Source organism: Neisseria canis (assembly GCF_900636765.1).
GTDB classification, from domain to species: Bacteria; Pseudomonadota; Gammaproteobacteria; order Burkholderiales; family Neisseriaceae; genus Neisseria; species Neisseria canis.
Map to the genome: position 1 here is coordinate 2,405,892 of NZ_LR134313.1, position 14,488 is coordinate 2,420,379.

Consider the following 14,488-nt stretch of genomic DNA (forward strand, 5'->3'; position numbering starts at 1 on the left):
AACCGCAGTCTCTTGAAAAAGAATATGCCTGTCTGAATGTCTTTCAGACAGGCATATAGCGAATCAGCTAAAAATAGTACACTCGAGATACTCGGGTCAAGCCCGAGTATGACGGTATCGCTATTATGTAAGCAGATTAACTATCTCAAGCTAAACCAACCGTTTATGCAACGATAAACACGTTTTGCGCCGTTTGGTTGTCGTCCAACGCGAGTTTGGCAAACGCAACCGCGTTGCCGCTGCCCGAGCCGTCGGCATCATAATAAAGCGTGCCTTTATCGTAAACCAAACGCGTTTCCGCCGTGGCCTTGTCCGCACCGAATGCCAGCATGCCGTCGGTAACCGAATCCATGCCGAATACAAGGCTGCTCAAGCTGATTTTATCTTCGCCGGATTGGAAATCGGTAATGGTGTCGATTGAACCGTCCAGCGCGGCATCAAACACAAAGGTATCCGCGCCGGCGCCGCCGGTAAGCATATCGCTGCCTTTTCCGCCGTTCAGCACGTCATCCCCCGCTTTGCCGTCGAGTACATTGTCGGTGCCGTTGCCGACAATGCGGTTGGCTTCATCGTTACCTATGCCGCGCACAGCGGTTTGCCCCAGCAAGGTAAGATTTTCGATATATCCGGCAAGCTCGAAGTTGTTTGTGCTGAACACGGTGTCGGCGCCGGCGTCTGCACCTTCCGTTATGCGGTCGTGCTCACTGTCGACATAGTAAGTGTCATTGCCTGCACCGCCTGCCAGCGTATCGTTACCTGCGCCGCCGTCGAGAATGTCGTTGCCGTCTTCGCCGTTTATCGTGTCGTCGCCCGCGCCGCCTTCAATCAGGTTGTCGGCTTTATTGCCGGTTAAAGTATCGCCGAACTCTGAGCCGATCAGGTTTTCAATCTGCGTGCCGTAGCCGATAAAGGATTGGCCGGAATGGTAAACATCAGCCATGGTTTCTTCTACATAACGCCCCTCTGCCACCGACCATATTTTTCCGTTTTCCACACCGAAAGCTTCGCGCAAATTAACCGGCTCGTTTTTCTCATGGATCAGATGAGGGCTTTTTTCACCGATATAGTTCCACGCTCCGGGCTGCAAACTTGCGGTTACACCCGCCCAAGCATCCGAAGCGTCGAATGTATCGGTGCCGCTGCCGTCCCAAATATACACACCGCCGTCGCTGCTGCTGCGGCTGAATTTGGAGAAGGTGTAAATGTCGTTACCGCTGCGCTGGCCTCGGTTAACACCGAAATTGTAATGCATGGCAGCCAAGTCAAACACACGCAGATCAGGCGTGCCCACATCGTCTTGCTGCGTATACGACATCAGGGTATATGTGAGTTCGTCTTCATCCTTGGGCAAATCTTCGCTTTTGTTCAGAGAGCTTTTGCTGTCGGGATTGTCGCTGCTGTCTTCATTGAAAGGATGCTCGAAGCCGAAAGTATGCATCACTTCATGCAACACGGTAACCGCGCCGTCGTAGCTGCCGAAAGCATCATCACTCGTAAATACTTTGGTCGATAAGTGTACGTCGCCTCCCGCATAAGCATAGCCGGCGATATGGTCGCTATCCCCCGGCGTTCTTTCGGTTGACGTCATGTCATCGAAATAGAGCACCATATTGGCCGATTCCACATCGGTGGTTTCGACAAGCGTGATGCCTGCGTATTCGGTGTATTTTTCAAACAATGCCCGGATATCGTTTTTCTGCTGCTCGCTGAAAGGCTTGCCGCCGTTGAGCACTTTATCCATGCTGCGGTCATATTTACTGTCCGGGTCAAAGGCATAGGTTACATATAAGGAGCTGCCCGGGCCGTGCCAGTTGAACGTATTGTCAAGGTAGCCGAAAGCAAGCCCTTTGTCCTGGAAGCTGCCGTCGCCCAATGAACGGATAAAATACGGCAGCTCGGCATTGCCCGATTCGCCGCTTTCAGCACCGTTTGGCGTTTCTTTCACGGCATAAACATCGCTGTCTGAAGCAGATATGGTTTTGCCCGCTTGATTTGTTGTGGTCAGCACAGCGCTTAAGGTGTGGTCGGCATCGGCATACAGATCGCTGTTTTTCACATTCACGCTGAATGTTTTGTCTTCGCCTACCGAAGTGCGGTAGTCGGTGCCGTTTACCGTAACCACCACGCTGTCGCCGGCTTTGCCCGCACCGCTAACCGTGCCGCCGATGGCGGTAACCAGCATGTCTCCGGCATTTTCCGCCACTTGGTACTGGCCGGCATCGTTGGTAAACAGCGGGTTGTCCGCGAATTCAACGCCCACCTGCGATAAATCGGCATTGTCCGGAATGCCTTCATAAAGATTGTAATTACCGTTGCCGTACTCGCTCAAAAAAGGAAACGGGCTTTCGATATATTTCACCAAAACCTGCTCGCTGGCTACTTTGGTCAAATCGTTTGCGTTGGCTTTAAAGCGGAACGAGCCGTCTTCGCCGACTGTTGCGCGGTAAGTTTGATTGCCGATATAGATTTCAAGCCCGCTGATCCAGCCTTTTTGAATATATTGCTGCAACCCGGCATCCGCGCTTACCAGCTTGCCGCTGAATGTAACAATCTCATCGGTGCCGCTTTCTCCAACCACATCATTTTTACCTACCACCGGATTCAGGCGGATTTGTGCGGCCACTTCGTCTTGCAGCGCATAATTGCGGCTGGCGGCTTCTTTGCCGTTTACCGATGCGGTAATGTTGTGCTTGCTGTTGTTTACCAAATCGGCCGCTTCCACTTTTACACTAAACGTACCGTTCGATGAAACCGCGGCATGATAAGCTTTGCCGTTTACATTAATCTGCACTTTGTCTCCCGCTTCGACGCCTTCTGCACGGCCGCTGATGCTTACCGGAGCCTGTGCTTCACTCATGCTCAACACGCCGTCTCCGGTAACTTCGTCCAGCTTCAAAGTGATTTTACGTTGGCTGTTTTCACTGGTCGGTTCGCCGCCATCAGAACCACCCGCAGCTGCAAGCACACCCGCACCGAGCAACACGCCCGCACCGATTGCCGCTTTTTTGCCGATACCTACTTCTTTTGCATGTAAAGAACCGTCCTGAATCGGTTGCAGCACGGCTTCGCCGTTCACAAAATCGGCATGATGTTGGTAATATCCTTCAATTTTTGCTATCGGATGAGCGTTTTTGTTATTCGGCAATAGCAATAAATCATCGCCTTCCCGCTTGACCGTTATATCAGCCAAGCTGCCATCCCCGTTGTACAAGGTAAATGTTTCGCTGCCTCGAGCCTCGATTTCTACAGGCATTAAAGCATTTGTATAAACCAATTCCGAGCTATTGTCTGCACGGTTAATCTTCAGTTGATAGTTTTTATTCATAGCCTTCTTTCTAACGGTTTGATTAATTTAACTTCTTCTTATTTACAAAAAATATTTATAACAAATACTCAATATCAATGGTATCCCATACCGATACCCGGCATCCCATTTAGATATTCTGTTTTTGAATTATTATTCATGCTTAAACGGCTTTTTCTGCCAATACGGTTTGCTTGAATCCGGCTCCAAATCGGAAGACCTCTCTTCTTTTTTCACAAACCAGAATTGTTGTACACCATGCAAATCCGTGCGCATCAGTCGGATACCGTGCGCGCGCAAGCGGTTTTTCACCGCTTCGGCAGGATGCCCGTAAGCGTTGGCAAAACCGCTGGACGCTATGGCATATTGCGGCGCAACCACATTCAAAAATGCGCTTGAAGACGCGCTGTTGCTGCCGTGATGGCCGAGTACCAACACATGGCTGTACAAGTCTTCGCCATATTGCCCGACCAACGACTGCTCGCCCCGCCGGCTCAAATCGCCCGTAACCAGCAACGCTTTTTCAGCCGCCACCACACGCAAAATACAGCTTTGTTCGTTATCGTCATCTGATTTTTCAGACAGGCTTAGCCATTCGAAATGCACGCCGTCCCAGTTCCAAGCTTTGCCCTCATGGCAAGGCCGTGCATTCGGATAAAATCCGGGCTGACCCGCCCATACCACTGTCGGGCTGAATGCCTGTCTGATAAGTTCGGCTCCGCCGTCGTGGTCGTTATCGTGATGGGAAAATACCGCGGCATCCAGCCTGCGCACACCCATTGCACGCAGGCTCGGAATCAGCTGCGTTTGCGCCGCAGCTTCCGTTCCGGTATCGAACAGCAGCGTTTTGGAAGCGGTGTGAAAGCTGACGGCCAGCCCCTGCCCGACATCCCACACCGTAATCTTTACAGCACCATGCGGCACGGCAGGCGGGCGGTAAAAAACGAAACCGGCCAACACGATAAACGCCCACGGCCTCAGCCCCATCCCGCGCGGCAACAACGCTGCCGATACAGCTGCCGCCGCCAACCACAACAAGCCCGCAGGCGCTGCGGCAACGCTCCATTCCGGCGCCCGGTCGCCCAGCCAGAACAAGGCATGCATCGTGTATTGACCTGCACCGGCCGCGAAAGTTTGCAAAGGAATGAAAGGAAATGCGGATGCCGCCAACGCCAACGGCACCAACACCCACGAAAACCAAGGCACGGCGAGCAAATTTACCAGCGGGCTGATTAAAGGCAAAGCGGCAAACATAAACCCCAGAGCCACTAAAGACACCAGCAGCAAGGCATACTGACCGCGCCAAAACACCCGCCACCCTTTTTCTTCCAACCGCCAAGCGCTTATCCACAATAAAGCGGCCACCAAACCGAACGAAAGCCAAGTGCCCACACCCAACACCGCCAGAGGGTCAAACAGCAACACGGCCGAGAGCGCCGCCCACCAGGCAAACCAAACGGACTGCCCTTTTCTCGAATGCCAAATCCAAGCAAATGCAGCCAGCATCAATACAGTGCGCTGCGTCGGCACGCCGAACCCTGCCAGCAGCGCATAAAGACACGCAGCCGCCAAACCGGCCGCCAACACCACCGTGCGCGGCCTTTTAAACGAAAACGGCAGCCGGCGCAGCACCAACCGCGCCAACCATGCCGCCATCAAACCCACCATACTGACATGCAGGCCGGATATGCTGACCAAGTGGGTCAAGCCCAAAGGGCGGAACGCCTGCCAAGCCCGGTTCGGCAGCGCACCTTGCTCGCCTATGCTCAAAGCACGCATCAGCGCCACGCCTTGCTCGAAACCCTGCACCTGCTGCCAATTGCCGCTGATTGCCACACGCAGCCCAAGCACACCGCCCGCAGGATCCTGCCCGACCTGTTCGCGCGCCTTCCCGACCGTGCCCAAAGCATCCAAACCATTGGCCAACGCCCACGCTTCCCGATTGAAACCGCGCAGGTTCACCTCGCCCACCGGCGCCCGCAGCCTCACATTAGCCCGCCACACACTGCCCACAGGCCAATCCCGCAACGAATAATCGGAAAGCTGAACCCGCCGTTGCCGCCCGCCCGCATCCTGCACTTGCGCTTCAAACCTTACCCGCCGCTCTTCCCGCTGAGGCAGGCCGGTTACTTTCAACGTTAGCGTATCTGCCGCAAACCGCCCGACAGGCCATTGGTTTGCCAAAGCAAGCTCAGTGCGCCAGATACCGTATGCCATACCCAACAACGCCGCCAACAGCACAACAGCCACACCGCTGCGCCGCGCAACCAGCAGCAAACCCGTGCCTGCAGCAGCCGTTACATACCATGCAGGCACGGCCGGCAACGCAAAAGAAGCCGCAACTCCCAACACCCATGCGGGCAGACAGCGTTCGATTCGGTACACGTTTTCCCTTGTTAAAAAATAAAAAAAGATATTATCGCCAAGTTTATCATTCTTATACAACAATGCCTGTCTGAAACATTTTCAGACAGGCATTGTTATGCTCACAAACCCAACAGCGCACTGATTTGCGGCCAATAAAACAAACAGCCGATAGCACACACCGCCACCGCAATACCCGCCGCATTGATGCTGCTGATTTTTTCCTTAAACGCCAGCGCCCCCACCAGCGTGCCCAGCACAATCACACCGATATTCATTCCCGCAAACACCAAAGTCGGGCTTTCGCTCATCACCTGATGGGCGCGCACATAAGTAAAGATATTGGCGAAATTCAACACCCCCAAAATCATGCCGCCGAGGATGCCCGCTGCCGTCCACTTCACGCCTTTGGCAAACAGATAGCCGAACATCAACATTCCCGCCAAACAAAAAGCCACCAAAAGATTGCCCGAAAAGGCCGTGCCGCTTTTGGCCACCTGTTTGAACAGAATATCAATTACACCATAGCCCGCCCACACGCCGAGCAGCAGGCCCGCATTTGCCAGCAGCCCGCCCGATTTTTTACCGCCGCCCGATTTCCACAGCAAACAAAACAAAGCCGTAAACGCCAACGCCAATCCTACAGCCCGCCCCTGCGTGAGCGTTTCACCGAAAATCAGAAACGACGCGCCAACCGGCAGAAACAGCGACAACCTCTGCGCCGCATCCGACCGCACAATACCCGCCCGTTCGACCGAGCGCCCCATCACCACAAAAACCGAAGGCAGCAGCACACCCAACGCACCGAACACCCACCAAGTGGGCAAAAAGCTGCGCCAGGCCCCCAAATCGGGCTTCAGAAAAACCATACACAGCGCGATTGCTACCAAATAATTCACGGCCACCGCCTGTTCGATGTCGATTTTTTTGGAACGCGCCATTTTCAGCAAAACCGACACGGCCACGCTGCAAACGATACTGCTGATTAGAAAAACCATATTGCTACCCCTTTAAAAGTTTTCAGACAGGCATGTCACTGATTGTGACCCAGCTTGGAAAACAGCACATCCGCCATACTCGGGTTTGGCGGTATTGTTGCCATGCAATTCGACAGGCCGCTCAATGCCCCACTTTAAAAACAACCGTATTCCGGCCTGCTCCAACTCGAGATTCGGCACGGCTTAACAAAACATCCACAACAAAACCGGGCTTTCCGCCCGGCTGGATTTATTTTTCAAAAGCGTTGTTAAAACCAGCTTTTCACAGATACCTGCTGATTCTCGTTAAACTTGATAAAGCCCGCCACCACACGGTAAATAAACCAAATCCATACGATACATAGCACAAGCAGGCCGCTAATGACGAATAACGACCCAATCAAACAGATACCGATCAGTTTGCCGGCTAAAACCACCCAAAACGTTTTAATCAGATACTGCATATGGCCGTAACAAACCGTTCCGGCCGTTTCGTCCCGTTTCAGATAGGCAATAACCACACCTGCAATAGATATGACGCTTACAGGAAACGAGAGAAAATAAAGTATATAAACTATCCAAGTATATTTGTATGCTTCATCAGAGGACGCAGGAATAGGCAAATTGCCGCAAATGCGCCCCCGCTCTGTTTTTTCCTGTTTGCTTATGGGCGTTTCAATCACATTCTGCCTTTCACGGTTATATGGATTTCAATCAACCGCCACATTCACGCTGACAGTGTTCAGGCTCATCAAAGCCCGCGGGGAAACGGCCACAAGAAAACCGCGCTTGCCGCCGTTGATATACATTTTCTCCAAAGCCCAAATGCTTTCTTCCACATAAACCGGCAGCGCGGTTTTGGTGCCGAAGGGGCTGGTTCCGCCCACCAAAAAACCCGTCCATTTATTCACCTGCTTCGGGTCGGCCGGTTCGATATGTTTCATGCCTAGTGCACGCGCCAGGTTGCGGGTGGAAATCTGCTTGTCTCCGTGCATCAGCACAATCAGCCCTTTTTTCGCTTCGTTTTGCAGCACGATGGTTTTCACCACTTCATGCTCTGCCACGCCCAAACAGGCGGCAGAATGCGATGTGCCACCGTGTTCGACATAATCGTAAAGCTTAGGTTCAAAATGAATATTGTGTTCGCGCAAAAAGCGCACGGCAGGGGTAATCGGATAATCGGGCTTGGCCATAGCAAAATGTTCAAAACAATAACCGGCCTTATGTTAACATAGCTTTTCACTTAACCACCGCTCTCAAAGGAAAAAGATGACCATCCAATATTTCGGCCAAACACCCCGCCTTTCGGAAGCCACCGTTGCCAACGGTTTCGTGTTCCTTGCCGGCATGGTGCCGGAAAACACCGAAGCCGGCGCCACCGAGCAAACCCGCAACGTGCTCGAACAAATCGACCATTGGCTCGCCCAATGCGGTTCGGATAAAAACCATATTCTCGAAGCCACCATTTTCCTGCCCGACTTGGCCGACTACGATGCAGTGAATATCGCATGGGATGCCTGGGTCAACCCGCAACGCGCTCCCGCCCGCGCCTGCGTGGAAGCCAAACTCGCCAAACAGGAATGGAAAGTGGAAATCAAAGTTTCCGCCGTTCAGATTCAGAAATAACCTTCATGCCAAACCAACCGTGCCTGTCTGAAAATAGTTTCAGACAGGCACGGTTGGTTTCAATATACAGGCTTCTATTCCCCCTGCTGCGCCAACAGGCCTTCATCAATTTCATCAGCCCGCAATGCCGCAGGACGTTTCCGATGGCGTTCGGCAAACGCAACAAAAGCCGGGCGGGGCTCCAGCAGCTTGAATTGCAGATACCAGCCCACATAGGCAGCCACCATAAGGTCGGCGGCGGTAAACGTGCCGCCGGCCAAATATTCCCTGTTTTTCAGCGCAGATTCCAATGCATCAAGCAAATCGGCTTCTGTGCCGAAACCCGCACTCTCGGGCGGCGGCATAGCCGCACCTCTTTTGGCAAACATCAATTGCTCCAGCGGCGCCATAAAGCTGATCCAGCGGTAATAAGTGCCGCGTTCAGGGCTGCCCGGCGGCGGCGCAAGCTGCTTTTCCGGCACCAAATCGGCCAGATACATGCAGATTGCCGCCGTTTCAGTAACCACCGTATCGCCGTGCTTCAGCGCAGGTACTTTGCCCATCGGGTTAATGGCGCGATATTCGGGCGATTTCATGCTGCCGCCGTATTCAAGCAACAAGGTTTCATAAGGCAATCCGGTTTCTTCCAGCATCCAGCGCACAATTCTGCCGCGCGACATGGGGTGTGTATAAAAGCTCAGTTTCATTTTCCGCTCCTCAATTCCGTTAACAAATTTCTATAGCATAATCTGGGGCATGTCGCTATCTGGCTTGTACAGCGGCTTTTTAAAGAAAATTTGTAAGTATAGTTAATCAACTTAAAAACTGTACGCTCCCATACTCGGGTCGAGCCCGGGTATGACGGTATCGTTATTATGTAAGCGGATTGACTATACAAAGCAAAAAGCGCACCAAGGTTGAACGTATCGCAAGCATTTTTCACGCCGCTGCGCCAGCTAATGATACGGTTCAGTATAACAGCTTGTCATGACAATTTCTGTCAGCAGCAAAATGCCTGTCTGAAACCCTTTTCAGACAGGCATTGCCACGCAATTGATGATATAGTCCGTTTAACTCTTTTCCTCAGAAAGCCCTGCGCCATGCAACCCACATTAGCCATTACCTCGGGCGAACCTGCCGGTATCGGCCCCGATATCTGCCTTGATTTGGCACACGCCAGCCTGCCCTGCCGCGCTGTAGTTTTGGGCGACATCAACCTGCTTCGGCAACGCGCGCAAATGCTTGGCAAATCCATTGAAATCAAGCCCTACGATCTGCAAGGCCTGTCTGAAAAAGGCGTGTTGGAAGTGTGGCACATCCCTTTAAACGCCGCTTGCGAAGCGGGCAAGCTGAACGTTGCCAACGCATCTTATGTGCTCGACCTTTTAGACACCGCTTACGAAGGCATAGAACGCAAACAATTCGCCGGCATGGTTACCGCCCCGCTGCACAAAGGCATCATCAACGATGCGGGCGGCCCGTTTTTCAGCGGGCACACCGAATACCTGGCCGAAAAATCCGAAGCCAAACAAGTGGTTATGATGCTGGCAGGCGGCGGCCTGCGCGTTGCACTGGTCACGACCCACCTGCCGCTGAAAGACGTGGCCGCCGCTATCAGCCGGCCGCTGCTGCACGATATTGTCCGCGTGCTGCATCACGACCTGAAACACAAATTCGGCATTGAATCACCCAACATCCTCGCCGCAGGCCTCAATCCGCACGCCGGAGAAGGCGGGCATTTGGGGCGCGAAGAAATCGACGTCATCATCCCCGCATTCAAAGCCCTGCAGGCAGAAGGCATCAACATCTGCGGCCCCTACCCCGCCGACACGCTGTTTCAGCCCTTTATGCTGGAACACGCCGATGCCGTGCTCGCCATGTACCACGACCAAGGCTTGCCCGTGTTGAAATACGCGGGTTTCGGCAACAGCGTCAACATCACCCTCGGCCTGCCGTTTATCCGCACTTCGGTTGATCACGGCACCGCCCTCGAACTGGCAGGCACAGGCAAAGCCCGTTCCGGCAGCCTGATTGCCGCAGTACACACGGCTTATGAAATGGCTACCGCGCAAAATTCATATCTGTAGTTATCCGGCTGGCGGCAAGAAATATGTTTCCAACACAAGCCTGTACCTTGCTTTCGGTATAAACCCGCACCAAAACAATTACAAACCAAAACATAAAATTCCATTTTTTAACTTATGTTTCAAAAAAATCACTTTAAAAACGCTCAAACAACCTTTCGTCAAAAAAGAAAACCGCTTGCAAATCATTTTATTTAAAGGGAGTTTAAAACTCATCAGGTTTTATTTACATCAAAATTTTTTTCACATTAAATTGTAAAATTAATTAAAAAGTTGTTATAATCCACCCACAAGCTTCAAATCATTTACTCTACATAAAAAATTATAGTTGTGTCTCTCAAATGGTTATAAGGGGCCATATACAGCCCGCGCTATCAGCAGTGCATCACTTTCAGGTGGGCGGATACGCAACTATAACCAAACACAAACAGGAAATATCGTTATGAATATACTTGGATGGGAATACAGAAAAACTGATGGGCGCTATTGGTGGCTGCTCGGCATATTGGCGCTGGTCGGCGGCATGGTGGGCATGCTTCCTGTGATTGTTGCGCTGTCATTCAACCCCGGCGTACAAGCCGCCCGCAACCCCGATATGCTGCTTAACCTGGCCTTGATGGGCTGGCGTTTCGGCTTCCTGCCCTCAGTGCTCACTTGGGCCGTGTGGTTTATTATGGATCTGAAGCGCGGCGTTTTCGGCACATTGGTAACCATAGCCACCGCCGCATCCACTTCCCTGCTCACAGGATGGCTGATCTACGAACTGAGCTTCACGCAAGGTTTGTTGGCCGGCTTGTGCGGCGCATTTGCAGGATGGGCTTTCTCTCTATGCCTGCCTGAATCCAGAAAGAGAGACTGACTGCAAAATCCTTAAACTCTTGTGTTGCTGTATTGAATAGGGTCGCCACCAATAAAATGCCTGTCTGAAAAACACTTTTCAGACAGGTATTTCTTCATTCAAGCACATGCGATGAAGCTGCGATGAAGCTGCATAGTTAATCCACTTACATAATAACGGTACCGTCATACTCGAGCTTGTCTAGAGCAAATAAACTGACGATTAATCGGTTCTATTGCCCCAAACCCTAAAAAAATGCCCGGGTTCCAACCCGAGCATAACAACCAGTCTGTTTGGTTTTTCACTTACTTATGATTAGGAATCTTAACGGCGGCGCACCAACTGCCACGCACGGCCGAGGTAGGCGACGCTTGCGAAGCCGCTCCACACATGCACCAAGCGGGTGAAGGGAAAAATCACAAACAAGCCCATACCCATCACCATATGCAGTTTGAACAGGAAGTTCACGTCTTCGATATGGCCGGCGGCATCACCGCGGAAGGTAACGATGTGCTGCGCCCAAGTCATCAGTTTCACCATTTCGTGGCCGTCGGTATGGCCCATGCTCACGAAGATGGTCAGCAAACCCAAGCCTAAGGTGATAATGAGCCAAATCAGCACCAATTTGTCGCGCCAAGTGCTGTTGACGGCCAAGCGGTCGCATTTCAGACGGCGTTGCAGCAGGATAATCAAACCGATCATCGCCATCACGCCGAAGATGCCGCCCATCACCATCGCAAAAATCTGCTTGGCTCCGTGGGAAATGCCCAGCGCGTCCCAAAACCATAAAGGCGTGAGCAGGCCGAACAAGTGCCCGAAAAACACGGCCAAAATGCCGACGTGAAACAGAATGTTGCCCACGCGCAATTGGCCTTCATACAGGATTTGGCTGGATTCGCTTTTCCACGAATATTGTTCGCGGTCGAAGCGCACGAGGCTGCCGAAGAAGAAAATCGCGAGGGCAATGTAGGGGAAGATGCCGAAGAAGAATTGGTGCAGGGTATTCATGTTTATGCTCCTGTTTGGGCCGTCTGAAAAGCGGCTTTAGGATAAAACTGTACGGTTTCGACGCTCGGTTTCAGCAGCGGCTCGGTGCCGGAAATATCGGGGCCGAACGTTTCCATCGCTTCGTCCATATCGCGCACGGGCGGCTCGATGAGGGGCTGCGGCGCTACCGGGCTGAGGGCTGTGATGCCTTGCAGCAGCACGGCATAGGGCGAACCGTTTTTCTCGAGTTTGCCGCCGATGTGGGCGATCACATGCACGGCATCGCCCAACAGTTTTTGCGCGTGTTCGGGCGCCACTTGGCTCAGGTATTCCAGCAATACGGGCAGGTAATCGGGCAGCTCATCGTTGCCCAACTCGAAACCGTGGTTGCGGTATTCTTGCAGCAAGTCCACCATGGCGCTTCCGCGGTCGCGGTCTTCACCGTACACATGCTCGAAAATGTAGAGCGCATGGTTGCGGTTGCGGTCGAAAGTGGCGACGTAGTTTTCCTGTAATTCGCGCAGGCTGTGGCTGTTTAAATAGTCTAAAAAGCTGTTCAGACGGCCTGCTTGCGTTTGCAGCTCGGGCCATTCTTGTAAGGCCGTCTGAAATTCAGACAGGGCTTCGATCAGCTCGGCTTCGGGGTAGCACAGCAGCGCGGAAAACCATTTGTAAACAGGATTCGCGCTCATCAGCGTACTCCTTCTTCACGGTTTTTCTCGGCATCTTTGCGCAGGCCGTGGAAGATAATCGGCGCGCCTTTGCGTTTGCCGAACAAGCTCTCTTCGCTGCTGCCGCCGGAGCAGCCGTTGCCGAAGGTAAAGCCGCAGCCGGCTTTGTCGCCGAAGCTGTTTTCCACCATTTCTTTGTGCGAAGTCGGAATCACAAAGCGGTCTTCATAATTGGCAATCGCCATGATTTGATACATGTCCTCCACCATCTCGGGCGTGAGGCCGGTGCCTTCCAGCGTTTGCGCCAGCGTTTCGCCGTGAACCACTTGTCCGCGTTTGAAACGGCGCATGGCAATCATGCGTTCGAGCGCGAATTTGATCGGCTCGACTTTACCTGCGGTGAGCAGGTTGGCCAGATATTTCAGCGGGATGCGCATTTCGTCCACGCTCGGGATGATGCCGTTTTCGCCCACCAAACCGTTTTCGATGGCAGATTGAATCGGCGAGAGCGGCGGGATATACCAAACCATCGGCAAGGTGCGGTATTCGGGGTGCAGCGGGAACGCCACTTTCCACTCCATCGCCATTTTGTACACCGGCGATTGTTTGGCCGCATCAATCCAACTTTGGCTGATGCCCTGTTTCAAGGCTTCTCGTTGTATTTCGGGGTCGTGCGGATTCAAGAACACGCCCAATTGCTGTTCGTACAAATCTTGCGGGTTGGCTACCGAAGCGGCCTGTTCGATTTTGTCTGCGTCATACAGCAGCACGCCCAAATAACGGATGCGGCCTACGCAGGTTTCGGAACACACGGTCGGCTGGCCGCCTTCGATACGCGGGTAGCAGAACGTGCATTTTTCGGCCTTGCCCGAAGTCCAGTTGTAGTAGATTTTTTTGTAGGGGCAGCCGGATACGCACATGCGCCAGCCGCGGCATTTGTCTTGGTCGATCAACACGATACCGTCGTCTTCACGCTTGTAAATGCTGCCGGAAGGGCAGGACGCCACGCAGGTCGGGTTCAAACAATGCTCGCACAGGCGCGGCAGATACATCATGAAGGTTTGCTCAAACGCAGCGTGCATGTCTTTCTGAATGCCTTCAAACAGCACGTCTTTCGCCCGCTTCTCAAACTCGCCCGCCAAATCGTCTTCCCAGTTCGGACCCCATTCCACTTTGTCCATTTTTTTGCCGGTGAGCACGGAAATCGGACGCGCGGTCGGCGGCGTTTTCATTTTCGGCGCGTTTTGCAGATGCTCGTAATCGTAGGTGAACGGCTCGTAGTAGTCGTCGATTTTCGGCATATTCGGGTTGGCAAAAATATTCGCCAAAATCTTCAACTTGCCGCCCTGCTTCGGCACCAGCTTGCCGTCGGGTTTGCGCACCCAGCCGCCGTTCCATTTGTTTTGGTCTTCCCAGTTTTTCGGAAAACCGATGCCGGGCTTGGTTTCCACGTTGTTAAACCACGCATATTCCACGCCGTCGCGCGAAGTCCAGACGTTTTTACAGGTAACGGAGCAGGTGTGGCAGCCGATACATTTGTCTAAGTTCAGAACCATGCCGACTTGTGCTCTGATTTTCATGGTAGTGTTCCTTTTGGTTTGGTTTTCAGACAGACATCCAATCAAGCACAATGCCTGCCTGAAAAATAGCCGTTAATG

The 14,488-nt window shown here is 52.7% G+C and carries 12 protein-coding genes; 3 read left to right on the forward strand and 9 right to left on the reverse strand.

The annotated features are described in order from the left end of the window. Positions 1 to 163: 163 nt before the first annotated feature. From EL143_RS11395 to ybaK, 5 genes are all read right to left on the reverse strand, one after another. Positions 164 to 3,325 (reverse strand): Ig-like domain-containing protein, encoded by a 3,162-nt coding sequence (locus EL143_RS11395; protein WP_085416214.1) that lies wholly within the window; start codon positions 3,323 to 3,325, stop codon positions 164 to 166. A gap of 132 nt (positions 3,326 to 3,457) precedes the next feature. Continuing rightward, on the reverse strand, positions 3,458 to 5,689 hold the full coding sequence (locus EL143_RS11400) for a DNA internalization-related competence protein ComEC/Rec2 (protein WP_126326787.1): 2,232 nt from the start codon (positions 5,687 to 5,689) through the stop codon (positions 3,458 to 3,460). A gap of 101 nt (positions 5,690 to 5,790) precedes the next feature. After that, the gene (locus EL143_RS11405) at positions 5,791 to 6,666 is read right to left on the reverse strand and encodes a hypothetical protein (protein WP_085416215.1); all 876 of its coding nucleotides are present in this window, start codon (positions 6,664 to 6,666) and stop codon (positions 5,791 to 5,793) included. Positions 6,667 to 6,914: 248 nt separating this feature from the next. Further along, positions 6,915 to 7,328, reverse strand: coding sequence for a DUF4870 family protein (locus EL143_RS11410; RefSeq protein WP_085416216.1), 414 nt, complete (start codon positions 7,326 to 7,328; stop codon positions 6,915 to 6,917). A 27-nt stretch (positions 7,329 to 7,355) separates the two neighbouring features. After that, positions 7,356 to 7,838, reverse strand: coding sequence for a Cys-tRNA(Pro) deacylase (gene ybaK / locus EL143_RS11415; protein WP_085416217.1), 483 nt, complete (start codon positions 7,836 to 7,838; stop codon positions 7,356 to 7,358). A gap of 76 nt (positions 7,839 to 7,914) precedes the next feature. On the opposite strand from ybaK, the gene EL143_RS11420 reads away from it, so the two are divergent. Next, the gene (locus tag EL143_RS11420; RefSeq protein WP_085416218.1) at positions 7,915 to 8,271 is read left to right on the forward strand and encodes a RidA family protein; all 357 of its coding nucleotides are present in this window, start codon (positions 7,915 to 7,917) and stop codon (positions 8,269 to 8,271) included. 74 nt (positions 8,272 to 8,345) lie between these two features. On the opposite strand, the gene EL143_RS11425 is transcribed toward EL143_RS11420, so the two are convergent. Continuing rightward, the gene (locus tag EL143_RS11425) at positions 8,346 to 8,957 is read right to left on the reverse strand and encodes a glutathione S-transferase family protein (RefSeq protein ID WP_085416219.1); all 612 of its coding nucleotides are present in this window, start codon (positions 8,955 to 8,957) and stop codon (positions 8,346 to 8,348) included. Between the two features lie 393 nt (positions 8,958 to 9,350). On the opposite strand from EL143_RS11425, the gene pdxA reads away from it, so the two are divergent. After that, positions 9,351 to 10,337, forward strand: a complete 987-nt coding sequence (gene pdxA, locus EL143_RS11430) for a 4-hydroxythreonine-4-phosphate dehydrogenase PdxA (protein ID WP_085416220.1) — start codon at positions 9,351 to 9,353, stop codon at positions 10,335 to 10,337. Between the two features lie 439 nt (positions 10,338 to 10,776). Then, positions 10,777 to 11,193 carry a hypothetical protein gene (locus EL143_RS11435; protein ID WP_085416222.1) on the forward strand — a complete coding sequence of 139 codons (417 nt, stop codon included), beginning with the start codon at positions 10,777 to 10,779 and terminating at the stop codon, positions 11,191 to 11,193. A gap of 303 nt (positions 11,194 to 11,496) precedes the next feature. Here EL143_RS11435 and narI read toward each other — a convergent pair whose 3' ends face one another. Genes narI through narH form a run of 3 tightly spaced genes read right to left on the reverse strand, consistent with a single transcriptional unit; the run spans position 11,497 to position 14,410 of the window. Then, the gene (gene narI, locus EL143_RS11440; RefSeq protein ID WP_197719600.1) at positions 11,497 to 12,180 is read right to left on the reverse strand and encodes a respiratory nitrate reductase subunit gamma; all 684 of its coding nucleotides are present in this window, start codon (positions 12,178 to 12,180) and stop codon (positions 11,497 to 11,499) included. A 2-nt stretch (positions 12,181 to 12,182) separates the two neighbouring features. After that, positions 12,183 to 12,851 carry a nitrate reductase molybdenum cofactor assembly chaperone gene (gene narJ, locus EL143_RS11445; RefSeq protein WP_085416224.1) on the reverse strand — a complete coding sequence of 223 codons (669 nt, stop codon included), beginning with the start codon at positions 12,849 to 12,851 and terminating at the stop codon, positions 12,183 to 12,185. After that, positions 12,851 to 14,410 carry a nitrate reductase subunit beta gene (gene narH, locus EL143_RS11450; RefSeq protein WP_085416225.1) on the reverse strand — a complete coding sequence of 520 codons (1,560 nt, stop codon included), beginning with the start codon at positions 14,408 to 14,410 and terminating at the stop codon, positions 12,851 to 12,853. The genes narJ and narH overlap by 1 nt, the downstream gene beginning before the upstream one ends. Positions 14,411 to 14,488 lie beyond the last annotated feature (78 nt).

What these genes read in the sequence shown, in the direction of transcription:
- EL143_RS11425 (WP_085416219.1), bottom strand. Translation starts at nt 8,957, where the DNA reads ATGAAACTGAGCTTTTATACACACCCCATGTCGCGCGGCAGAATTGTG.
- narJ (WP_085416224.1), bottom strand. Translation starts at nt 12,851, where the DNA reads ATGAGCGCGAATCCTGTTTACAAATGGTTTTCCGCGCTGCTGTGCTAC.
- pdxA (WP_085416220.1), top strand. Translation starts at nt 9,351, where the DNA reads ATGCAACCCACATTAGCCATTACCTCGGGCGAACCTGCCGGTATCGGC.
- narI (WP_197719600.1), bottom strand. Translation starts at nt 12,180, where the DNA reads ATGAATACCCTGCACCAATTCTTCTTCGGCATCTTCCCCTACATTGCC.
- ybaK (WP_085416217.1), bottom strand. Translation starts at nt 7,838, where the DNA reads ATGGCCAAGCCCGATTATCCGATTACCCCTGCCGTGCGCTTTTTGCGC.
- EL143_RS11395 (WP_085416214.1), bottom strand. Translation starts at nt 3,325, where the DNA reads ATGAATAAAAACTATCAACTGAAGATTAACCGTGCAGACAATAGCTCG.
- EL143_RS11405 (WP_085416215.1), bottom strand. Translation starts at nt 6,666, where the DNA reads ATGGTTTTTCTAATCAGCAGTATCGTTTGCAGCGTGGCCGTGTCGGTT.
- EL143_RS11435 (WP_085416222.1), top strand. Translation starts at nt 10,777, where the DNA reads ATGAATATACTTGGATGGGAATACAGAAAAACTGATGGGCGCTATTGG.
- narH (WP_085416225.1), bottom strand. Translation starts at nt 14,410, where the DNA reads ATGAAAATCAGAGCACAAGTCGGCATGGTTCTGAACTTAGACAAATGT.
- EL143_RS11420 (WP_085416218.1), top strand. Translation starts at nt 7,915, where the DNA reads ATGACCATCCAATATTTCGGCCAAACACCCCGCCTTTCGGAAGCCACC.